Origin of the sequence: Flavobacterium sp., from assembly GCF_044338735.1 — a bacterium.
Classification (GTDB): domain Bacteria; phylum Bacteroidota; class Bacteroidia; order Flavobacteriales; family Flavobacteriaceae; genus Flavobacterium.
Map to the genome: position 1 here is coordinate 1 of NZ_JBIIWV010000003.1, position 24,499 is coordinate 24,499.

At 26.5% G+C, this 24,499-nt stretch carries 21 protein-coding genes and 1 pseudogene; 17 read left to right on the top strand and 5 right to left on the bottom strand.

Annotation, left to right across the window (positions count from 1 at the left end):
* The 16 genes and pseudogenes from ACIQZC_RS00455 to ACIQZC_RS00530 all read left to right on the top strand — a co-directional run.
* Positions 1-310 (top strand): annotated as a pseudogene (locus ACIQZC_RS00455) (hypothetical protein); the annotation flags it as partial.
* A 159-nt stretch (positions 311-469) separates the two neighbouring features.
* Entirely contained in the window at positions 470-817 is a 348-nt protein-coding gene (locus tag ACIQZC_RS00460) for a hypothetical protein (protein WP_396137265.1), read from the top strand.
* A 10-nt stretch (positions 818-827) separates the two neighbouring features.
* Positions 828-1,208: a hypothetical protein gene (locus tag ACIQZC_RS00465; RefSeq protein WP_396137266.1), complete on the top strand. Its 381-nt coding sequence runs from the start codon at positions 828-830 to the stop codon at positions 1,206-1,208.
* A gap of 16 nt (positions 1,209-1,224) precedes the next feature.
* The gene (locus tag ACIQZC_RS00470) at positions 1,225-2,085 is read left to right on the top strand and encodes a hypothetical protein (protein WP_396137267.1); all 861 of its coding nucleotides are present in this window, start codon (positions 1,225-1,227) and stop codon (positions 2,083-2,085) included.
* A gap of 51 nt (positions 2,086-2,136) precedes the next feature.
* Positions 2,137-3,102 (top strand): hypothetical protein, encoded by a 966-nt coding sequence (locus ACIQZC_RS00475; RefSeq protein ID WP_396137268.1) that lies wholly within the window; start codon positions 2,137-2,139, stop codon positions 3,100-3,102.
* A 62-nt stretch (positions 3,103-3,164) separates the two neighbouring features.
* Positions 3,165-3,905 carry a hypothetical protein gene (locus ACIQZC_RS00480; RefSeq protein ID WP_396137269.1) on the top strand — a complete coding sequence of 247 codons (741 nt, stop codon included), beginning with the start codon at positions 3,165-3,167 and terminating at the stop codon, positions 3,903-3,905.
* 336 nt (positions 3,906-4,241) lie between these two features.
* Positions 4,242-4,970 (top strand): hypothetical protein, encoded by a 729-nt coding sequence (locus tag ACIQZC_RS00485; protein WP_396137270.1) that lies wholly within the window; start codon positions 4,242-4,244, stop codon positions 4,968-4,970.
* Positions 4,971-5,022: 52 nt separating this feature from the next.
* Complete coding sequence (locus ACIQZC_RS00490) at positions 5,023-5,247, top strand: hypothetical protein (RefSeq protein ID WP_396137271.1); 225 nt, start codon at positions 5,023-5,025, stop codon at positions 5,245-5,247.
* A 202-nt stretch (positions 5,248-5,449) separates the two neighbouring features.
* Positions 5,450-6,808 carry a toxin-antitoxin system YwqK family antitoxin gene (locus ACIQZC_RS00495; protein WP_396137272.1) on the top strand — a complete coding sequence of 453 codons (1,359 nt, stop codon included), beginning with the start codon at positions 5,450-5,452 and terminating at the stop codon, positions 6,806-6,808.
* A 356-nt stretch (positions 6,809-7,164) separates the two neighbouring features.
* Positions 7,165-8,691: a C1 family peptidase gene (locus ACIQZC_RS00500; RefSeq protein ID WP_396137273.1), complete on the top strand. Its 1,527-nt coding sequence runs from the start codon at positions 7,165-7,167 to the stop codon at positions 8,689-8,691.
* 219 nt (positions 8,692-8,910) lie between these two features.
* Entirely contained in the window at positions 8,911-10,083 is a 1,173-nt protein-coding gene (locus ACIQZC_RS00505) for a CHASE2 domain-containing protein (RefSeq protein WP_396137274.1), read from the top strand.
* Positions 10,073-10,909, top strand: coding sequence for a hypothetical protein (locus ACIQZC_RS00510; protein WP_396137275.1), 837 nt, complete (start codon positions 10,073-10,075; stop codon positions 10,907-10,909). The genes ACIQZC_RS00505 and ACIQZC_RS00510 overlap by 11 nt, the downstream gene beginning before the upstream one ends.
* A 3-nt stretch (positions 10,910-10,912) precedes the next feature.
* Positions 10,913-14,167: a tetratricopeptide repeat protein gene (locus tag ACIQZC_RS00515; RefSeq protein ID WP_396137276.1), complete on the top strand. Its 3,255-nt coding sequence runs from the start codon at positions 10,913-10,915 to the stop codon at positions 14,165-14,167.
* Between the two features lie 9 nt (positions 14,168-14,176).
* Positions 14,177-18,262 carry a tetratricopeptide repeat protein gene (locus tag ACIQZC_RS00520; protein WP_396137277.1) on the top strand — a complete coding sequence of 1,362 codons (4,086 nt, stop codon included), beginning with the start codon at positions 14,177-14,179 and terminating at the stop codon, positions 18,260-18,262.
* A gap of 111 nt (positions 18,263-18,373) precedes the next feature.
* The gene (locus ACIQZC_RS00525) at positions 18,374-18,676 is read left to right on the top strand and encodes a hypothetical protein (RefSeq protein ID WP_396137278.1); all 303 of its coding nucleotides are present in this window, start codon (positions 18,374-18,376) and stop codon (positions 18,674-18,676) included.
* Positions 18,677-18,693: 17 nt separating this feature from the next.
* Complete coding sequence (locus tag ACIQZC_RS00530; protein ID WP_396137279.1) at positions 18,694-20,271, top strand: C1 family peptidase; 1,578 nt, start codon at positions 18,694-18,696, stop codon at positions 20,269-20,271.
* Positions 20,272-20,560: 289 nt separating this feature from the next.
* Here the strand turns inward: ACIQZC_RS00530 and ACIQZC_RS00535 are convergent, their stop codons facing one another.
* The 4 genes from ACIQZC_RS00535 to ACIQZC_RS00550 all read right to left on the bottom strand — a co-directional run bounded on the left by ACIQZC_RS00535 (position 20,561) and on the right by ACIQZC_RS00550 (position 23,300).
* Positions 20,561-21,073 (bottom strand): hypothetical protein, encoded by a 513-nt coding sequence (locus ACIQZC_RS00535; RefSeq protein WP_396137280.1) that lies wholly within the window; start codon positions 21,071-21,073, stop codon positions 20,561-20,563.
* A gap of 74 nt (positions 21,074-21,147) precedes the next feature.
* Positions 21,148-21,729: a matrixin family metalloprotease gene (locus tag ACIQZC_RS00540; RefSeq protein WP_396137281.1), complete on the bottom strand. Its 582-nt coding sequence runs from the start codon at positions 21,727-21,729 to the stop codon at positions 21,148-21,150.
* A gap of 639 nt (positions 21,730-22,368) precedes the next feature.
* Positions 22,369-22,926 (bottom strand): hypothetical protein, encoded by a 558-nt coding sequence (locus tag ACIQZC_RS00545; protein WP_396137282.1) that lies wholly within the window; start codon positions 22,924-22,926, stop codon positions 22,369-22,371.
* On the bottom strand, positions 22,923-23,300 hold the full coding sequence (locus tag ACIQZC_RS00550; protein WP_396137283.1) for a hypothetical protein: 378 nt from the start codon (positions 23,298-23,300) through the stop codon (positions 22,923-22,925). The genes ACIQZC_RS00545 and ACIQZC_RS00550 overlap by 4 nt, the downstream gene beginning before the upstream one ends.
* Before the next feature lie 98 nt (positions 23,301-23,398).
* On the opposite strand from ACIQZC_RS00550, the gene ACIQZC_RS00555 reads away from it, so the two are divergent.
* On the top strand, positions 23,399-23,842 hold the full coding sequence (locus ACIQZC_RS00555) for an HAD family hydrolase (RefSeq protein WP_396137284.1): 444 nt from the start codon (positions 23,399-23,401) through the stop codon (positions 23,840-23,842).
* Between the two features lie 239 nt (positions 23,843-24,081).
* On the opposite strand, the gene ACIQZC_RS00560 is transcribed toward ACIQZC_RS00555, so the two are convergent.
* On the bottom strand, positions 24,082-24,444 hold the full coding sequence (locus tag ACIQZC_RS00560; RefSeq protein WP_396137285.1) for a hypothetical protein: 363 nt from the start codon (positions 24,442-24,444) through the stop codon (positions 24,082-24,084).
* Positions 24,445-24,499: the final 55 nt, after the last annotated feature.

Sequence of the window (24,499 nt, forward strand, 5' to 3'; positions counted from 1 at the left end):
TGTATTGGTAACAATTCTTACTGATGGAGAAGAAAACGCATCAATAGCATATGATGCAATTGGTATAAAAAAGTTAATCGAAAAGTATAAAAAAAATAATTGGACTTTCACTTACATAGGAACAAATCATGACATTACAAAAGCAGCTAACGATTTAGATATTTTTAACGTTCTAAACTTCTCTAGTGATAGTGAAGGAATTGTAAAAATGTTTAAACATGAAAAAATTTCAAGAGTGAAATATAGCTTGGATATTAGTCACGGAATTGAAACTTCAGATTTTTATAAAAAAACTATTTTTAAATTATAATAACAAATTTGGATGATTATATAGGAAAATTTAAATAAATAAACAGATTTACAATATTCATCAAAATTATCAAAAAAATTACTAAAAACAAGACACATCATACAAAGTAAATACGAGAGACATTTGATAATATATAAAAACAATTAAAAATTAATTAAAATGAAAAAAAATCTTTTATTACTGTTTTTGTTAGTTTCACAACTAATTCTAGCACAAAAAATGACAACTGATTATTTAGATGGAAATTGGACTTCGAATGGCGAGTCTACTGAAATTACATTCAAAAAAATTGGCAAAAAAACACTTGAAATCACTGAATTTGATAATTCAGGAGAAACATTAATTATTTTAGGTTACCAGATATCAAAAAACAAATTATGCGTGGAAGCTGAAATTAATAATTGGAAGTCAATTTCAATGTACACCATAATTGACGAAAATACAATGGTAGCTGATATCGTAAGTGATGCACCAGGATATATTATCTATAAGAGAATCATTAACTAAATATTAAAATATGATAACGCTAAAAGAATATTTAAAGAATCATTTAACTCATGAAGAAACAAATAATTTTATAGCAAATACCAAAAGATTTAGAATGTTTTTCAATAGAAATAAAAATAAATCTGCCTATTACTCTATGAGAAGTGCATTTGATTTTAATATCGCTCCTGAGGGCAAATTTTATTGGAATAATAAATTGAAAAAAATTAATGATGTAGTATTTACATATCATCCGAATGGAAAAATTAAATCAATTATTCCAATAATAAATGGCGAAATACATAAATATTGTTATTTTTTTGACCAAAATGAACAACTACAAAAAATAATTAAACATTCTGAAAATTGTTCTAGTGTTATATTTGAAAAAAAAATTATACATTTAAACTAATTAAAAAAAATAATTTATGGAATTTATAAACGTTTATAATATTTTAATTATTGTTTTAGTAGCAATACTAGTGATTATTTACAATTTAAATAAAAAATTAAGAAAACATGATTCACAAATTTTAACAATAGAGAAGGATTTAAATATACAATATGAGATGATATCGAATTTATTAGATGAAAATGATGGTTTTGAAATAGACAATAATAACAATAAGCAAAATGAGATTAATATTTTGCCTATTGAATTATTTCCTTCAGATTCAGAATTATTTAGATCAGAACTATTAAAATCTAAACAAGCAGTAATTACAATTTATTATAATAATGGTGATAATGAACGTAAAATTTGGAATGCATCAAAGATTAATCAAAACTCTAATATTTTGGGCAATATAAGATCTAGGCAGGAGTTTAGAAACGGGAAATGGCAAAAGGGAAATATTGCAAAAGTAGTAGTTGCAGTTGAATACAATTTATCATTAAAAAACCCAGTTCAATTTAAATCGGATAAATATTTTAATGAAAATACAATAACTAAAGATAATGCAATTAAATTAATAAATAAAAAGTTTCAATTAAAATTAGACAGAGAAAATACGAATTGGTCTAACATAAATTCTGATGGAATTTGGTCTATGGAGCCAAATCTTAATCGAAAAGATAATGAACTATATTTAATTTTAAATAATAACGAAATAAAGAAACTACATGTTTTTAGAATACCAGCAAATCACTCAGTTTATGAGAATTTGTATGTTAGAAAAGACAAGCCGGTTTTTAGATTATTATTTAATGTTCACGACACTCAATTTATTGAAACTATAATGCACATAAATTTTAAAGAATTTTATATAGATTTTCTTCAATACGATTAATTTAAAATTTCAATTCTTTCAAATATAACAAGTAGAATTAGAACAAAAATTATGGAAAACGATTCAACAATAAATAATGTTGCTTATGTAAATGCAAAGTTTGATGTATTATATTACTTAGATAATCAGAAGAACTGTATTGTTAAATTACATGAAATTAAACATAATGAAAAATTAATATATTTTAAACCAATTAATCCAAAGCAAAATGGAGGTTATTTTGTTGATGAAAAAGGATTAATTGAATTTCCATTATCTGATAAAGATTATTTAATTGAATTTATTGAAGCCAAGACTTTAAATGTTAATGAAAATTCAAAAGCTTCTGCGTTTGATTCAACAAATAAAACGCAAGAGGAATATGCCAAATTATTATTTACAGAATTGATTAATAAAGCAGATAATAATAATATCAAAAATAGAATAACAAGTGTTATTAATTTAAATGATATCAAAAATGAGGATTTTTTAAATTTTCTATCAAATTCAAAAAGTTTTATTTCTGCATCTATTTTATCAGATGATTTAAAAATAATACTTATTGATTCACTTGATTACTTAGAAAGTATTAAAGACTATGACAATAGTAATAGTATTAATAAAAAAATTGATATTATTAATAATTTAGAGACTTCTTATAATGATGAAATTTTTATAAATTATGTAGAAAAAAATAATTTTCCTGAAGGATTAAAACATGCAGAATTATTAAAAAAAATATTGTACTTTTTTGTTGATGAAACCCTTCCGCATGTTTATGATACAATTGCAAATTTATATTTATCAAATAATAGATTAATTGAGGCAGAAAGTGAAATAATAAAATGTTTACAAATTGAAGCTATTGAAGATGATGAAAATACAGAACATAATTTTACTGCTGCAAAAATATATTATAAAAAGAATGATTTAATTAATGGATTAAAATATTATAATAAAGCAATTGAATTGGGAGCTGATAATGATTTAATCAAAGATTTTCAGGAGTTTTTAAATAATAATGAAATAAATGTTTAATTTTAAAGTATAATTTGTTTAGACAAATTTAATTGATGAGCTTATAGTTAAAAATTATTTATATGAAAAAATATTATTTTATTTTAGTTGTAGTTACATTTTGTAATATAGTTAAGGGTCAAACCTACAGCAATCCTTATCCAACTTCTACAAAAGTGGAAGTGGAAGTTAAAAAAAATCCATATGACTTTTCAAGTCAATTTAATCAAGGAATTCAAGCTGGAGCTGCTTCAAGGCAAGCTTCTGCTGCTGAAAGTGCAGTTTATAATGAAGCCATGAAAGATAATTATTCTAAAATTTCAATAGATAGTCTTATAAATAAAACAAACAACTTCGAATATGTAGTTGTTGAAAGTGTTAGCGGATGGATGTCTAAAGAAAATAAAAAAGATATTTTAAATATATTAAATAACGCAAAAAAATATCAAATTATAGATATATCTCCAGATTTTAAATCAAATGGTAATAAAATTGAAAATGACAAAGTTATACCTAGTAATTTAATAAAAAACAAAAAAGTGTTATTTGTTAGTTGGCTAAGAGAGGCTCAAGGAGATGTTAATAGAATTACACAATTTTCAATTAAAAATTCAAATGAGAATGTGATTTATGAATCAATATCTAAAAATTTAAGCTATCAAGAAATATTAAAACCTTTGATTTCAAATTATGTTTTCACAAAAGAAACTGCACTTGAAAAAGTGAAAGAAATGAAAGAACTATTAGACTTAGGTGTTATTTCTAAAGAAGAATACGACTTAAAAGTTTTAGAGTTAAAACCTATTTTATTAGGTAATAATTAAAATATAATTTATTTAGCATGGTTTAATATATGAAGAAATAAATCACTTCATATATCTGGCTATTTATTCACAACATATTTAGTTTATTTTGCTTTCCAATACATTCAAACAGTTGTATTTCAATTCCTTTTTTTAAATCTCTACATGCTGTAGCGGAGGGTAAGTCTTTGAAAGTATTGATGGTGGTTTTATTGATAATATCATTTGACACTATCAAAAGCAAATTTATTAAGCTGAATAGACAAATTCGTTACATTAAATTAAAATAAATATTTTTGCAGAGTAAAAACGACAACATTTTGATAATTGTAAAAATAACTTTAAATATCAAAGAAAATGGAAATAATACAAAAATTTTGCGATAAAATAAACAGTAAAGATAGAACTGTATACTTTGGAGAATTTCCCCAGTTAGATAAAAAATTTACAAATCAACTTGGTGCCATACTTAGTTATTCTGATATTAACAAGGATACACTTGATAAATTAAAAAAGGATGAAAACCTAAGAATATGTTGTATGACAGAATGTACTGTAAACGCATATATAATATCTGATAAAATTACTAAAGGTAATACTTTGTCTATTGGTGATATTGAGAATTTCGTAACCAATGATGATACTCCATTGAGTGAAGAAATTACTTGTTGGAATTATGAAGGTGATGATTTAATATTGTTAGGTAGAAAAATAAAAACAGAAGATATTCCAAATTTAAGACTTGAGACAATTAAGATAAAATTATATCAAGACGTTACAGAATTGTTTAAAGAGATTACAGAAATATTTCTTGAAGAATGGGGTGAAAACAAAAAGAAGTTGTTGAAGGATAGTGACGAAAAGAGCGTATATTACTTGTTAGAAAGTTACTTCGATCAAATAAAAGATGAGTTTCCATATTTTGTTGATGAAGGAGGAATTAGAGATCAGAAAGCAATTGGTCACAATTTAAGTAGTTTTTTTTATAAAAATATATCATTGGAACTTGCAATAACATCAACAAATTTAATGAATGATGACGATTGGTATAATAATAATTATTTTCAATTCTATAAGTTATCGTAAGTTTAAAAATTATATACTAATAAAAAAATATTAATCTTTTAAGAAAAGTAAAATGACTATAAAAGAATTAGGACGAGAATTACGAGAAATGTATTTAAATGCTCCAAAAGGTGACGCCGTTGCTATGATTCATTTATTTGGTATTATGTATGCTGATGAAATAAGTAATTTTGAAAATGCAAAAAATGAAATTATACAAGTTTCAGGAATTTCACAATCTTATATCACTGAATTATCCAAAGGTATTAAACTAGCAAAATACGTTATACCAAAATGAGAGGCTTTTATTGATAATATAATTTGATACTATCAAAAATAATTTTATTAAATGGAATATACAAATATCTACAGAAATCACATGTATTTTAAGTTTGATAAAATCCTTATTAGGTTTTTAAATCGTCTGCTAATGGTGTACTGATTTAGTCAAAAATATTGATAGTATTTTTAGGAAAATAAAAAAATAAAAAAAATAAAAAATGGGACTATATGAATTTTTTAAAAGAAAAGTAGGACAGTATGAACCTGAAACATCAAATAATGAATTACAACAAATTTTACGTTATCATGAAAATGGAAATTTAAAAATCCAAGCAACTGTAGATGTTGATGGTAAAATTCATGGAAACTGTAAAGAGTGGTTTTTAAATGGGATAATTTCTATAGATCAGAGTTTTAATCACGGAACTCCACATGGGACTAATAAAAATTATTTTGAAAATGGAAATTTGTTTATAGAGAGTAATTTTAATAATGGTGTAAGAGACGGAAAATTTTGTGAGTATTATGAAAATGGAATGCTCAATATTATTACAAATTTTAAAGATGGAAAAGAGCATGGATTACGGGAACAATATTTTCCAAATGGAAACTTAGAGTTAAGAGCTAATTTTATTGAAGACAAATTAGAAGGAGTCAAAATACTACTTGATGAAAATGGTGAAGTAATTGATGAAAGTATTATGCATGAAGGGTTTAATATTACACAAGAATTGATAGTTTTAATGACTGGTCATCACATGGAAAAAGCTGGAATTATTACTGATGAAGCACAAGAATTTAAGCTCGGAGAACTATCTCAAAAAATATATGATTATTATAAAATTAATAATTTTGAAATAAAAAATATTTCATTAATGAAAGAAGTTATTGATTTATTTAATAAAGAAGGTATTGATTTTAATAAAGAAGGTATTGATTTATTTAATAAAGAAGGTATTGATTTATATAAATTTGGTATTGATTTATATAATAAATTAGAAGTATTCACCCTAGACTATCCTGAAGGGAAACCTTTTACATTTAAATTAACATCAAATGCAAGATTGGCAACTAGTGAGGAAATTAAGATAACCTTTGAAGAAAAATATTCAAAAGAATTTGATAAAAGTGAGTTAAATAAATTAATGGAATTTAATTTGGTTCTATTTTATAAAGTAAATACTTCATTAAATCAATTTCATGATGAACCTATATTTTCTGTTAAATTTGAAACTGAAAATGTTAAATCATTTGAAGATTTGTTTAAAATGTCAAAGCAATTTTGCATATATAAACATTTAGAATTTTACGAAAAGGAACCAGAATTTTTGGAGGGAGAAGTTTATTGTGATAAATTAAATAATTCCAAATGGAAAATTGAAGGTGATTTAACAAAAACATTGACCGAGCACAAGTTTAATAATGTTGAATACAAATGGTTTCATACTATTTGGGAAGGAGAGCATAAAAATGATTATATTCTGAAATTGATTAATTATGATGAATATCACTTTATTTCTATTAAATCTGAAAATGATTTAAGATTGGAAGATATTTTTGAAGATATTGGGTTTTAATTGAAAAAATATAGAATAAAAGAGATAATTTATTATTAATTGTTTGCAGATGATTAAATAGTGTAACCCAAATAAAAGTAATTACCCTATGCATTACCCTATGGCGATTAACAAAACGGGAAGTAATGAAAACATTGATAATTACAGAAGAGTTCAAGACTGTTGAGCTCCGTAGTTTTTAAGTTTTATTTTGAAAATATTCTCTTGTAATATCAATTCTTACTAATGATTTATTACTCTAAACATCTATGAATCAAAATTATAAATTGTAAATTATTTTTTTTTAAATTTTAAAATATTAGATTTGTAGAAGCTTAATTTTAACATATTCTAAAAATTAATAAAAAATATCTTGTATGAAAAAGTTAATAATTACCCTATTCCTTTTAGTTTCATCCAACTACCTTTCAAACGCTCAGGAGTTTGCTATGGGTTTAAGTAAAACCGATTTTGACACATCAAAAATAATATATAAAAAAATTCCTGTTACTAGAGGCGGAATAAGCGGATTGCCTCAAAGTTATTCCTTAAAGAATTTTGCCCCAAATGTAGGTTATCAAGGACAGCTGGGGAGTTGCACCTCTTGGTCAGCGGCCTATTGCGCACTAACTATTTGTCAAAGAATTGAAACTGGCTCTGTGATTGGGCCTTTTGATCCCGTCAATTTACATAGTCGTTTAAAGGCGCTTAATTCAGAAAATCCTTGTGATAATGGTAATTATGTTGAACAAGCAGCATCACTTTTAATGTCAAATGGCTGCCCAGAAATGGTATATCAGCAATCATGCTCTTATGTGCCAGCTAATTATGAATATGATTTCAAATTATCGGGTCACGAAAATTTGTCTATTAACACATATGATTTTAAATATGTATTATCTCAGGAAAAAAGTCCTATTGTTATATCAGCTAACTATTTTGATAATTGCTGGGGTAATTCGGCAAATTTAGTTTCAGGGGTATGGAATGGTTACTGTAATGGTAGTGGCTTTAGTGAAAATAGGCATGCAATGGTAATTATAGGTTACGATGATTACAAAGCAGGCGGTGCTTTTTTAGTTCAGAATAGTTGGGGATCTAATTGGGGAGACAATGGATATTTTTGGATTCGTTATAACGATGTTTCTAAAGTTGTTTATGCCGCTTCTCAGTTCAAAACTAATTTGAATCAAAGTGATGACGATTTTAATAATGAAATAGAGATTATAAAAGAAAAAAATCCAGATCAAATTTACAGATTCTATAATGATTGTTCACTAACTACATATATAACTTTAACCAAAAACGTTGGGCAAAATTGGGTCACAAGAGGTTGGTATGCTATTTCTGGTGGAAGCTATATTGATTTACCTATAGGCGATCGCGACTCAAATAAAATATATTGGATGGCAACCGCTAACAATAATGGACAGTATATTGATTGGGTTGATAATGTCAATGGAACAAATTTATGTTTTGATCGAGTTAATGCACACACGATTTATGATAATTCGCAATCCAATTGCCCTAACATGGCAAATTTCTATGAAAATGTTCCCGATTCCAGAAATAATATGGTTGTAACAACACTTACTTGTCCAAATATTAAAACCAGAGGAGAAGGAACAGTAATGAGTTCCGAACAACTTTTTACAGAAATTATTCCAGGAAATGAAATTGAATGGGATGGAAAATCGTCACTTATTGATGCATATAGCTCAAGAATAATTCAGCCAAACAAAATGAATAATGGAGATGTCAATTATGAACTTTATTATGTATTGGAAAATAAAGTTAATCTTTTTAATGGTAATGCATCCGAGTTAATGAAACTGAAAGCACTTAAATTTACAACTGAAAAAAATGCACAAGCATATTTGAGTTCTATATCGAAACAAAAATAATAATTCAAAGTCATACAATTTTCTTGAAACTTATTCAAAAAAAATGAAACAAATCGTTTAATATTTGTTTATAAAATTTTATTTGCTTTTTTTTTAAATGGATGATGACCAAATTAATTAAGGCAACTCGAATTTGAGAAAATAATGTTTTTTTAAAAATAAGTAAAGTGAAAATGAAATTTTAAATTACTTTTAACAAAAATATCAAATTATATTTCAATGAAAAATATTAAACAAATTATTATCATTTTTTTTAGTTTTAAAATTCTAATTTTATTAATTGGATTTTTATACCACAACCTTCCATTACAACTACTTCACTTTGAACATCTTGCGACAGAGGATATTCAATTTAATGACATTTATTATGCAACTAAACAATATAAAAATTCAGAATTCAAAAGTAAAGAGGTTGTATTAATTAATACAGGGAGTTTAGCAAATGATGATTTATTTCGCAAAAATTTAGCAGAATTAATTGATAAAGTAGCATTAAGTAAACCTAAAGCAATTGGTTTAGATATTTATTTCCCAAAACCAAAAAACCCTGTAAATGACAGCCTATTAAAAGATGCCATTATCAGAAATAATATTGTTACAGTAATTGATGCTAAGGAAAACAAAAAAAGTATTTTTCTTTCTGATAAAAAAGGACTAATAAATTTTCCTGGTAAAAAAAATGAAACAGTACGTGAATATTATAATTACAAAATAATCAATAACGATACTATTCCTTCTTTTGGCGCAATTTTGAGTAAATCAACATCAAAAGATACTTTAAGTTATTTAAAATACAGTACAGAAAAGACCGGTTTTTATAATATTTTAAATAAAAATGAAAAAATTAACCCTGTAAATTTCCCAGCAATTGAAGCTAGTGATTTTTTTAACGAAAGTCATCAAAATGAACTAAATCATATAATAAAAAATAAAATTGTAATTATAGGGCATTTGGGAAGTGGAAATATGCATAATCCATTCGATACTGAAGATAAATTTAGAGTACCGACTGACAAATCATTATTTAATAGAAATCTCACGATGCCAGGTAGTGTTATTCATGCAAATGCCGTTCAAATGATGCTTAATAAAGATAAAATCATTACAATTGAGGGATGGTCTTATGAAATAATTACCTCTATTATATTGCTTATTTATTTATGTTTATTCTATTACATACATCATAAATTTCATTTGAGTAAATTAATAAATGTTATACTAATTTTAGCTTCTACTTTCCCAATAGTTTATATATGCTGTGTTTATTTAATGGATATGGGTATCTATTATAAAGTTGGTGGTATTTTTGGTCTTATCATATTTTTAGAGGAATTCATTGAGATTTACGAAGGGTTTGTGAATAAATTTAATAAAAAAAATAATGAAAATTAAAATTAATAACCTAATTATTACATTAACACTTTTAATAAGTTATAATGTTATTAGCCAAGAAAAAATATCAATTGTGGTATTAAAAGGCTATGCTATTTTACAAAAGAGCACATCAGAGAGTATAAAAATTAACAGGGGGCAAAAAATGACTTTCCCAGAAAATTCATTAGTTGTTATGAATAAAAATTCTTCTGCAATTTTATACAATTCAACTGCGAAAATAGAATTAGGAACTGCTACTGAAAAGAAATTTAGCTATGTAGAAATCAATAAACTATTAAAAAAGAATAAGTCAACTACATTAACTAAAAATTTTATTGCGTATTTGGATAAAATGTATACTGATTTAGAAGCGCAAAATAATTCTTATGGCGTTTCAATTGGAGCAGTATCCAGAGGCGGTGTTGCAGATGAAAATTCAGTATACTCCCCTATTGACGAAACTATAATTTTATCCGATTCTCTGGTGCTTTCATTTGGAAGTAAAGAAACAAAATTGACCACCAATATTGTTGTTACGAATACCACAAACAATGAAGTTGTTTACAATGATAAACCAACAAATAATTGGATAAAGTTAAATTATTTAAAATCAGGTAAATATACTTGGAATTATAAAATTGAATCGGATGAGAAAAGTATCACTTTCTCATATACTTTTATTATCCCATCAAGCAATGAAAAAGAAGCCAAACTAAAAGAAATTGCTAATTTTAAAACCAATCTTAATGATTGTGCAACATCTGAAACTTGCTTAAGTGATGAAACTAAAGAACTTTTATTGAATGATTTTTTAGAAAAGAATAAATATTATTTAAAAAAATAAAATATGAAACTTTATTTAGTACTATTTAGTTCACTTTTTTTTGCAACTACAAATTATTCACAAACGAAGTTTTTTGAAATGAAAAACCAATATGATGTTCATATAAAAGAAAAACAAATGGACAGTGCTTTGGTTGTTGCTAAAAGAATGAATAAGTGGGTATTTAAAATTGAAAAAGATACTAGTTTACAATATGCGGTTAGCTACAGATATATTGCAAATTCATATTCTTCTTTAAAACTTAAAGATTCTGCTATTTTTTATTATAACCTTTCATTACAGAAATTAGAAACTCAAAACAGAAAATACCATATAGAGTATGCTTCATGCTTAAATAATTTAGGGATACTTCATAAACAAATGGGTAACTATAAAGATGCCGAATCACCTTTAAAACAATCACTAGAGATTAGAAGAAAACTATTAGGAATTGAAACTATTGATTATCTATCAAGTCTAAATGAATTGGCAAATCTATATACATTTATGGGCGATTATGATGTTGCCGAAGCATTTTTAAAGCAATGTATTGAAATTAGAAAAAAGCTTTTTGGAGAAAAAAATCTTGAATTTGCTTCGAGTTTAAATGATTTGGCTTATCTATACAAAGAAAGAAGGGATTTTAAACTTGCAGAACCCATTTATAAACAATCTATTGAAATTAGAAAAAAAATATTAGGTACAGAAAATCCTGATTATGCTTCAAGTATTAATGATTTGGCAACACTTTATAGAGAAATAGGAAATTATACTGCTGCCGAACCTTTATATAAAGAATCTCTTGAAATAAAAAGAAAAATATCAGGGGAAGAATCTTTAGAATATGCATCTAGTTTAATTTCGCTTGGAATACTTTACAGATTATTAGGTAATTATACAAATGCAGAGACCTATTTAAAGCAATCATTAGAAATTAGGAAAAAAAAATTAGGTGATAAACATCCTGATTTTGCTTCCTGTTTATCAAATCTTGCGCAAGTTAATATTGAGACTAGTAATTTAGAAATTGCCGAATCTTTATTAAAAAAATCATTAGAAATTTATAAAATTAAGTTAGGTTTAGAGCACCCAAAATATGCTGGAATATTATTGTCATTGGGAAGAGTTTATAACGCAATGGGGAACTATAAAGCTTGCGAAAGTGTAATTAAAGAGAATCTGTTAATAATAAAAAAATTAAAAGGTGGTGAAAGTATAGAATATGCTAGAGGTTTAAATAATTTAGCCGTAGTTTATACTAATATGAATAATTATGTAGCCGCAGAAATAAATAGTAAACAATCAATAGCAATATCAAAAATAGCTGTTGGAGAAGAACATTTATCGTATTCAAAGTTTTTAAATACATTAGGAGAATTGTATATGAAAATGGATAGATTTTCTGATGCAGAAACCTTACTTAAAAAATCATTAGAAATTCAAAAAAAGATAGTTGGCATAAACAATCCTGTTATTACCTACAATTTATTGTGTTTAGCTGAACTTTATACAAAAATGGGCAACTATTCTGCCGCTGAACCTCTTTTTAATCAATCATTAGAAATAAAAAAAAATAAATTAGGTAAAGAGAATATCAGTTATATAATATCCTTAAATGATCTTGCCGGTTTATATGTTAAGACCAATCGATATAAAGAAGCTAATACTATTTACCAAAATAATTTTGAAATAATAAAAAATGAAATTGTATCTAATTTTGAATGGTTAACGGATAATGAAAAGGATGCTTATTGGAAAAAATACGATCCTTTCTTTGAAAATATTCATGAATTTTCTTATTTATCAAAAGAGGAAAACACAAATATTAGTCAACTAAACTATAATGCTGCTTTATTTACAAAAAGTAAATTATTGGAAACTAAAATTAGTGAAGAAAATTTTTATAATGAAATTGCAGCAACTCGAGAACGATTGTCTATTTTAAGAAAAAAACTAGCTAAAATGAATGAAGATTCAAATAGAGAGGAATATAAAAAAATAGAATTGGAAGCAAATGAATTGAATGGAAAATTAACACAATCTTGGCCTGAATTTGCTCAGGAAATTAATAATTTATCGATTACATGGAATCAAGTACAAAATAATTTAACCAAAGATGAAGTAGCAATAGAATTTGTAAGATATAAAGAAGAAAAAGATTCTTTATATCATTATAATGCTTTAATAATTAGAAAATCAGATGTAAATCCGATACTAGTTAATTTATGTACCGAAAAACAATTAAAGGGAATTAATCCCAAAGAAGGATTTAGCTCTTTTTATCCATTGGTATGGGCGCCATTGGAAGAATATCTTAAAAATATAAATACCATTTATTATAGCCCTGTAGGTACACTTAACACAATTCCTTTTAACGCTTTATATTCAAAAAAATCCAATGAATTTTTAATAAATAAATACACCTTACATCAACTAACATCTACCAGGTATTTAGCCATGGGACTTAAAGATAAAGCAATAGAAAAAATTGAAAAGTCTATAACTTTGGTTGGTGGAGTGAATTATGATTATTTGCCCGGTGATAATATAGAAATAAATAAAAGTTCGGATTTTGCCTCAAGAGGAGCTAATCCAACAGTTGCATTTGAATTTCTAAAAGGAACTAAACTGGAAGCTGAAATAATTAATAAATCCTTAAAATTGAATGGTTGGGAAACGTCATTACTCGTACAGAATGAAGCAACAGAAGAAAACATTGAAAATTTAGAAAATCAAAATGCAAAAGGTGTTTTGCATATAGCTACTCATGGTTTTGCGTTTGAAGATGCAACAGGCAATTCTGCATCTATTGACGAAAATAGTATTAGATATAAATTTTCAAACAATACAAACCCAATGAAACGCTGTGGTTTAATTTTCGCAGGGGGCAATTGGGCATGGATAGGAAGTGATGAATTTACCAAGCGTAACCCTGAAGCAGAAGACGGAATTCTAACTGCAGCACAAGTAGCCCTTCTTAATCTTAAAAAAACAAAACTAGTAGTGTTGTCTGCATGTGAAACAGGACTTGGCAAAATAGAGGGCGGCGAAGGTGTATTTGGTCTTAAAAGAGCCTTTAAATTGGCTGGAGTAGAACAAATAATTGTTAGTTTATGGGAAGTACCAGACAATGAAACTATGGAATTGATGACGTTTTTTTACGAAGATCTTACTACAACTCAAAATGCTATTGTTTCTTTTGAAAAAGCTCAAAAAGAAATGTGTAAAAGATACCCAACTCAACCAGATTTATGGGCGGGGTTTGTATTAGTGAGATAAATTTAAATTATGAAGCTTTACCTACTAATTACTTTGTTTTTTGCAACTACTTTATTTTCACAAACTAAGTTTGATGAAATGAAAAAGCAATACGACAACTATCTAAAAATTGAAAAACAAGATAGTGCATTAGTTATTGCTAAAAGAATGAATAAATGGGCTTTTGAAATTGAAAAAGATACTAGTTTACGATATGCGGTAAGTTTTAGATATATTGGAAATTCTTATCCTTCTCCAAAACTTAAAGATTCGGCAATTTTTTATTATAACCGGTCATTAGCCCAATTAGAATTACAGAAAAGAAAAAAGCATCCCGATTTTGCAAATAGCCTTCATAATCTTGGACTTTTATACTACTATGAAAGTGATTATAAATCTGCCGAATCTTATTATAAACGAGCTTTGCAAATCAGAAAGGAAGTATTAGGAAAAACACATCTAGATTATGTAAGTAGTTTATATGTTTTAGCTTTTTTATATGAAAATATGGGTAAATATGAAGAAGCATTACCTTTATATCAAGAAACATTAGAGATAAGAAAAAAAATACTTGGTATAGAAAATCCTGAATATGCCTATAGTTTAAATGATTTAGCAACTTTATATAAAGAGATGGGTAACTATCAATTAGCATTGCCTTTATACAAAGAATCACTAGAAATACGAAAGAAAATACTTGGCATCGAAAATTCTGATTATGTTAATGGATTAAATGATTTAGCAGGCTTGTTGCAAGATATGGGTAATTATCAAAATGCACTCCCTTTATTTAAAGAAGTATTAGACATTAGAAAAAAAACACTTGGAAATAAACATCCTGATTATAAAAATAGTTTAAATAATTTAGGTAATTTATATTTTAAGATGGAAAACTATCAATTTGCATTGCCTATATATAAAGAAGTTGTAGAAATTAATAAAGTAAAAAAAGAAAGCGAAAATTTAGATTTTGCAGAGAGCTTATTTAGATTAGCAAATATATATACACTTTTGGAAAATTATGAATCTGCATTACCATTATATAAAGAAGCTTTGAAAATTTTCGAAAAAACAAAAGAGGTTGATAGTGTAAATTTTATTAGTTGTTTAAATATAATGGCATTAACTTTTCATGAAATTGGCGACTGCGAGCAATCATTACCTTTATATAAAGAAATATTAGAAATAAGAAAAAAAACACTTGGAATTGAGCATCCAGATTACATATCTACTTTAGATAACTTAGTGTCTTTATATAGTGAAATGAATGATTGGAAATCTGTTGAATTATACCTCAAACAAGTTTTGTCAATCAAAAAAAAAGTACTTGGTGAACAACATCTAGACTATGCTACAAGTCTCTTTAAAATGGGTATGTTATACACCTATATGAAAGAATATAAATCTGCCGAAATTTATTTTATAGAAGCTTTAAAATTACGCAAAAAAAAATTAGGTGAGCTTAATCTAGATTATGTATCAAGTCTAAATAAACTAGGTGCTTTATACTGTTCAATGTTCGATTACAATTCTGCAGAATCTTATTACCAAAAAGCTTTGGTAATTAATAAGAAAGTGCTAGGTGAACAACATCCAGATTATGCATCTAACCTGTTTGATTTAGGTTTTGTATTCTATGAAAAGGGGAGCTACAAATCTGCTGAACTATGTAGTTTAAAATCTTTAGAAATTAGAAAAAAAGTGTTAGGTGAGAAACATCCTGATTATATTGATACTCTTAACAATTTAGGAAGTATATATTACCAAATGGGAGATTTCAAATCTAGTGAATTTTATTATAAACAAACTTTAGAAATAAGAAAGAAAGTACTTGGAGAAATGAATGCAGACTATGCATCAAGTTTAAATAACTTAGGAGGTTTATTTGTAGGAATTGGAGATTATAAAGCCGCTGAGCCCTATTTAAAACAAACTTTAGAAATAAGAAAGGAAGTACTTGGAGAAATGAATGCATACTATGCATCAAGTTTACATAACTTAGGTGCTTTATTTTTAAAAATAGGGGATTATAAAGCAGCTGAGCCCTATTTAAAACAAGCTATAGAAATAAGAAAGAAAGTACAAGGAGAAATGAATGCAGACTATGCATCAAGTTTAAATAACTTAGGAGGTTTATTTGTAGAAATAGGGGATTATAAAGCAGCTGAGCCCTATTTAAAACAAACTTTAGAAATAAGAAAGAAATCTTTAAGTGAAAAACATCCTGACTATGCATCAAGTTTAAATAACTTAGGAAGTTTCTTTTTAAGGATAGGGGATTATAAAGCAGCTGAACCCTATTTAAAAAAAGCTTTAGAAATAAGAAAGAAATCTTTAGGTGAAGATCATCCTGACTATGCGAGTAATCTTAGAAACCTTGGGGTTTTGTATGCTAAAATGGGTAATTATAAAGCTGCTGAGTTCTATTACATTAATTGTTTTAATATTTCAAATAATTTTATCAATACAAATTTCGAGTGGCTAACCGAACAGCAAATTGAATTGTTTTGGCAACAATACAGTACTTTTTACAATACCATCGATCAATTTTCAACTCAGTATGTAAATGATTTCCCAGAAGTTTCAGGACTAAGTTACAACTCCAATATTATTACTAAAGGAAAGTTATTAGAAACCAAATTAACGAAAGAAAATTCATTTGCTAGTTCCAACTCTAATAGTGAGGTTGATTTATTGTATAATCAATTAGCTGTTATTAGAAGAAAAATGGCCAAAATAGATGGTTCTGATAGAGCTAACCAATACAAAACATTAGATACAGAAGCAAATGATTTGGATGCTAAACTTTCCAGATTGTGGTCCGATTACGCACAACAAAAGAAGAACTTATCTATTACTTGGAACCAAGTTCAAGAAAATTTATCGAGTGATGAAGCTGCTATAGAATTTGTTAGATACAAAACAGAAGAAGATTCTTTATACCATTATAATGCACTAATCATCAGAAAAACTGATGTAAATCCAATACTAGTTAAATTGTGTACCGAAAAGCAATTACAGAAAATTAATCCTAAAGAAGGATTTAGTTCTTTCTATCCATTGGTTTGGGCACCACTAGAAGAATATATTAAAAATATAAAAACTATTTATTACAGCCCCATAGGGTTATTGAATACGATTCCTTTTTCTGCATTATATTCAAAAAAAGGAGAAGGTGAAGTGGTAACTTTTGATAAAATAAGCAAACAAAAGATTACTACTTCTGAACCTAAAGCTAATTTTTTAATGAATAGGTACACCTTACATCAACTAACTTCTACAAGGTATTTAGCCATGGGACTAAAGGATAAAGCTATAGGAAAAGTTGAAAAGTCTATAACTTTAGTGGGTGGAGTGAATTATGATTATTTGCCAGGCGATAAAATTGATAGTTTAAAAAAAGAGCAGATAGCTTCAAGAGATGCTAATTCAACAAGTGCTTTACCCTATCTAGAAGGCACAAAGATAGAAGTAGAAACCATTAATAAAACATTAAAATTAAATGGCTGGGATACAGCATTGATAGGGTACAACGATGCGACAGAAGAAAACATTGAAAAATTAGAAAATCAAAATGCAAAAGGGGTTTTGCATATAGCAACTCATGGTTTTGCATTTAAAAATGCAACAGGCACTTCTGCAACAATTGACCATGCAAGTATTAAATATAATTTATCTTATAATCCAGACCCTATGAAACGCTGTGGTTTAATTTTCGCAGGAGGCAATTGGGCTTGGATAGGAAGTGATGAATTTACCAAGCGCAACCCCGACGCAGAAGATGGTATTCTAACCGGTGCACAGGTTGCTTTACTTAATCTTAAAAAAACAAAACTAGTGGTGCTCTCTGCTTGTGAAACGGGACTTGGTAAAATAGAGGGTGGTGAAGGTGTATTTGGTCTTAAAAGAGCATTTAAATTGGCTGGAGTAGAGCAAATAATTGTTAGTTTATGGGAAGTGCCCGATCAAGAAACCATGCAGTTAATGACACTTTTTTATGAAGACCTTGCCAAAACTCAAAATGCAATTGTTTCTTTTGAAAAAGCTCAAAAAGAAATGTGTAAAAGATACCCAACTCAACCAGATTTATGGGCTGGGTTTGTGTTGGTGAGATAAAAAATGTAACAAACTGTATCATATTTAAAATTCTGATTTGTTATAAATTAATAAAAAATCATTAAATTTGTTAATATTAATTATAATAATAGTAAAAACATAAAATATGTTATGGAAAAATCAAAATTATTATTTTTAAAAAAAGGTGATTTTAAATCAGGTACGTTCTCTAAAAGAAATGCCTGTGAATATTCATTTTATGAAGATAAAATTATTATGAGACCAATGGGATGGTCTAGGTTATTTAATAGTGCTGAAATTATAATATTTAAAGATGATATAGTAAGAATAAAAGATGGCATAAGAATTATAGGATTTAATATTATTATAGAAACACAAAGAGGAGAATATACTCTAAGTTTTTTAGGTGATAAACTTAAAATAAAACAGTTATTTAATGAATATTACAGTTAATTAAAAAATCAAATATTATGAAAAAAATTGGTTCAATTTTAGTATTTTTATTATCATTTAGTATAAATGCGCAAAATGTAAAAAGAATACCAGGATGTATTTTTAAAGATGATAAAAACAGTAAAGAATTTACTATTCCAAAAACGAGAGGACTGTCTAATACTCCCAGTTCATTTTCATTAAAAAAATATTATCCCCCAATAGGAGATCAAGGTCAATATGGCACTTGCACTGCATGGGCAACTACTTACGCTAGTTTTACTGCACTTAATAATATTAAAAATAATAAACAAGGTATTACTCTTAAAGAGGTTGAATGTTTCTCACCGCAATTAACCTATGATTTAATTAAACTTGATATTGATGAAACATGTAGTGATGGTTCATTTATAATTACAGCTTTAAATGTGTTGAAAAGAGTTGGTTCAGTAAAATTAAGTGAATACCCCTATAATTGCAACTTTTTAAATAATGGAAATGGAATTGAAAGATTAAAATCGAGTAACACAGCTAATTCAAAGTATAAAGAAATTTTACTTTCGGCAAGTAAAAACCGTTTGGAAGACTATATTGAATTAGGAAAAGTTAATATAACTGAAAAAATAAAATATTCACTAAATAATAAATTCCCAGTAGTGATTGGGGTTAGTGATTTCAAAAATATTGAAACAAATCTTGGAAATGATACCTGGATACCTGAATTAACTGACTACTCGGGAGGTGGTCATGCAATGAGTGTAGTATCCTATGATGATAATAAAAATGGAGGTTCATTTGAATTAATGAATAGTTGGGGAAATGAATGGGGTAAGTCAGGTTATTGTTGGATTAGATATGCCGATTTAGAAAAATTGATAAGAAATGCTTATGCATTAACTTCAATGAATGCTAACAAAGAGAAAAATGAATTCTATAATTTTGATGTTAATATTAAATTATTAGATGAAAATTCAAAACCTTTTTACTTTGAAAATGAATCCATGGATTCCATATCAAATGTTTTTTATGAAGATGAGTTTTATATAGGGTCAATTGATAAATCAAATTATAATTTTATATACCCTGAAGGTGTAAAAAAATTCCAAATAGGATTAAATTCTGATAGTAATGTATATTATTATCTATTGTCAAAATCTGAAAATTCGAATATTAACTTAGATTACCCTTTGAGTTCTTCAGATAATAATTTTCTTGATGCTCAAAATTCTGTGACTATACTTCCAAAAGAAGCGAGAAATTATTTTAATATTGATAATTTTGGTAATTGGTATAATAAAGATTTCTTATTGTTATTCTCAAAAAAACCATTGAATATTGAAACATTGATTAATACTAATAAAAATATTAAATATAATAATCTAAATTCATTTGTTAAAGCGGTTTTCAAAGATAATATTGTTTTTAGTGAGTTAACAATTAAAAACAATGATGAAGGTTTTTTTGATGAAAACAATAAAATGAATATAAGTGTATCTAATGATATTAATTATATCCTTCCAATTATCATTAATTTAAAAAATAAATTCGTTGAGAAAGAAGAAGTTAGAGAGTTAGAAGTTATAGAGAAGCCAAAGAAAATAATTAAAAAACAATAATGTTAATTTGGAATTAGCACAAACTTGATATTACTTAAATCTTCACCATATTTTACGTTAACTTAAAACTTAATAATAATAATAAAAATGTTTAAATATATGGCCCAATTCTTGTAAAATATACAACATTGGGCCAATATTTGAGTAAAGCAGTATTTCGTTGTTCTCAATAAAATACTTTACGCTCTAAACTTGGAGCTATTTGAATACTCTAAAACTCGCAATGAACTGAAATTTAAATATTTTAAATAAAGTAAAATAAATTAACTAAAAATTAATCTTATAATTTTTAGTTAATTAAAATTCCATTATTCAATCGAATATTCTTCTGAAAAAAAACCGTATCATTAGATTTTATAATAATTGTATGATTGCCATCTGGTAAAGAGAACCATCCATCAATTACACTATTAGTAGACATGAAACTATCATAATAATAAAAAATTACTCTACAATATTTAAACATCTCGCTATTATGGATTTCATAAGATATATTTGTGTCTCCACATCCAGTATCATTTCCACATAATTTTTGAAACAATATTTTTTCATTTTTAATAAGGATTTCTTGTTCAACATTTTTAAATTCTTCGAAAGAATTAAATTCTTCAATATTACTAATTATTCGATCTCCAAAAACATATAATGTAAAATCTTCTGGAAGTTCAACTTGAATTCCACCTTCTTTGTAACCAAATTCTCCACTAATTCCATTTTTAAAAATTAATGTACAAGGTGTTTGTGCTTTAATCGACTGAGCAGTAATTATAAAACAGATTAGTAAAATTATTTTTTTTAACATATCTTTAAAATTGATTATTTAGTTTAATAAAAAAATTAAGTAATTTAAAAATTCAATTGATAATCTACATTTTTTTATCTTTTTTTTATAAGCCTTTTGCATTTTTCACAAAACCATACTTTTTCCTTATCCACTTGCTTAATTGTACCATTAGCGTCATTCATCATACATTCTTTGTGATTTTCACAATGTTTTAATCCTAAGTTATGGCCTATTTCGTGCAAGGCAACTTTCTCTAAACGCTCTAATGTTTTTTGTTGTGACACTCCTCTCTTTAATCTAAAAGTAGAAATAATACAAGTTTTACCAGGTCTGAGTCCTAATCCAAAAATACCATATTCAGGTCGTTTCTTGTCCTTAAAATGACAAATATCTTTTTCAGTTAGGATTAATAAATTACCTTTTGAACTGTTTTTTTTCAAAGCCTTACTAGCATCAATCCTATTGGTTCTCTTGGTTAGCATCGAATTATTGATTTGAATTGGAGTTAAAACCTTACACTCATAACCATAAAAAGACTTCACGCTTTTCTTAACTTGTGCAATGTATTCATAACTTACATTGCCTAAGGGCTGAATAATGATAAGAGTAGATTCTCTTTTGGGACTAAATGCACTAAGGCAAAGTAGAAATATTACTATGCAAATTTTTTTCATCTTAATAGATTTAATTTATGAAAATATAAGTTGATACTTTAGTTAGAATAGTTAAGTAGAATTACATTGAAAAGTAATACCATTTTACTTAATCTTATTTAATATACTCTGTTTTAATAACTTTTCTCAATAATTCTAATCCTTAATTATAATTTATAGAAGTAGTTTTTACTCCGTCATGTGTTATTATTGAAAATGACCTTACATCTAATTTATAAATATTAGATAAAGAATCTAAAATACGATTTGCTTCTTTGTCAATATCTTTTGTTTTAGGCTTTGGAGGTGTTTGGCTAAAACTTACTATTCCAATTAATAATAACGATAATACAATTACTTTTTTCTTATGTTTAGATTTTATATAATAACGGAAAAAATTGAAAATTTATTATAATATAAAATCTTTTAAAATAATACCTAAAAATTAAATCAATCCCATTTTTTGAAAGACAATTCGATTCATTAATAACACTTCTTTTTTATTAATATAAGTTTACTCTTAACAAATATCTAACTCATAAGCCTTTCCATTATTTTGAATCTTTTGCTATCTCCCTGAGACGAACCAAAAGCCTTTTTCATTTTTGGATAAATTTTTTTGTTCAAAAGTTCGAAGATAAATCTTCATTATCTATTATATTACATAACAAACTGCTCAATTAATACCGTATCACTTTTGTTGATTGACAAATTAATTTTTGCAACCTGAACTTCAGAAAGTAGTAGTTCATTATTCGTTTGTAATAATGTAAATGATACTATTTCATCAATTGGTAAGGATGTTGGATACTGTAATACAAAATTGACCCTCCCCTTCTCTTTTGTTCTAATTAGTAAAGGACTTTCTACAAAAAATTGAGCAGAGATTATGTTAGTATTATAAAGTGGAAAAAGTACGTTTTCTGGATTTAAATCAAAATAACTAAACTTCTGTTTTTTGTGGCCATTAACAAATAATTCAATCTGATGAAAGGAATGTATATCCAATCCAAAATATCGGTTACCCTTTAAATCTAAATAAGATTGATATTTTTCTAAGCGTAATATATGATAAAAATAGGGGTCGATTAAAGCATCTGATAGCGACACTCCTATTCTTTTAGCTATGGTGTCAAAATAAGTTTGCTCCATAGCATCCAACTCAACAGCAATGCAAGAATTAAAAGTACCGATAAGTTGGATTTTTATTTTGTTCATTTACTTTTCATCAAGAACACTTTTTTGGTAAATTTATCAATAGAATTAAAATAAACTTCACCACCAAAATGAAATACATTTATAATTTTAAATTGATCAGTTTCGTAACCAACTGTCATATCCACTGATTCAATAAAAACAGAACTAGGCTGAATAAAATTTTGATTTTCACATTTATAACCCAAATTACGTTTATATTCCATCTCAATTCCCAAATCTTCTTTGATTTGCTTCAAATCACGCTCTAACGTTTTGTAAGATATTATTATGTTGAACTCGCGTAAATATGCCATTATTTCTTTCTTGCTTCTGTAATCAATACTTAAAAACTCAATAATACGCTGTAGTCTATTTATACCTTCAGAAAATGCCATAGTTTTTTTTCAAAATTAATTATTATATAGACATAATTTGTCTTTTCTAAATATAATTTTGAAAACATACAAAAGAGCCCATGAAAAATCTATTTATTTTGGACCTAGACCATACACTAATATACGGTTCTTATGCTGAACAAGAATCAGCTCCACTCCTATTCCATTATAACTCTTATTTGAAGGTATATAAAAGACCATTAGCAGAACAATTAATAGAAATTTGTAAAGTAAAAGGAGATATTATTATTTACACTACAGCATTGAGACCCTACGCCAAAAGAATCTCAAATAAACTAAACATACAATCCATCGAAATATTGAGTAGAAAACAATGCCTATTTAAAAATGGTAGTTGGAAAAAAAGAGTAAACCCTGAATGGTTAAATAAATATGACAAAATCATCATCATAGACGACAGTCCTGATGTATGGCTGGATATTCCATCTACAACAGAACTATTAATCCCAACAGAATTTCGAGGCTCAGAAAATGATTTTGGACTGGAAGAAATAATTACAAAATTGTCACGTTATCAATAAAAACTAAAATTACACATGATCGAAATTGTACTTCATTACTTATTTATATCATTAAAAATTTACGCAATCGTTGGGGGAATTATTGTGCTTTTACTCTCAACATTAGATTTATTTTCTGATGAACCTTCTTTTAGTTTATTAGATTATTTAGGTATATTTTTGGTTTGGCCGATATTTATAAATCGCTTAAAATCAAAAAAATAAAAACACTTATTTAATCTATAGATTCAAGTTTTTGTTTACCGTATTGTAATTACTTTCTCTTCAATTTTTTCAATTTTAGAACCAACTTTTCTAAACGTATATCTTTTTACCATTCCACCACCAGATGAATATATATCAAAAATATTTTCAGGTGATATTTCCGAAATATAAAAACTGTTTTTAAATGTCATATAAGAAACTTTACCTTTAGATTCTTGGGTTGTCTCTTTTTCTTTTGGAACTTTAAAATTGTGTAACTTTTTTATTGAACGATAAGATGTAGTTCCGTCAGCATTTTTATTCCATTCAAAAATGCCTTTCTCATCTCTAGTAATTTTACTACCATAAATATGAGAAATCATATTATCTAATAATTCTTCGTAAAATTTGTAATCCATAGTAGTATATTTATTTGCAAATTTATTACGAATATAGACAAATTATGTCTTTTAA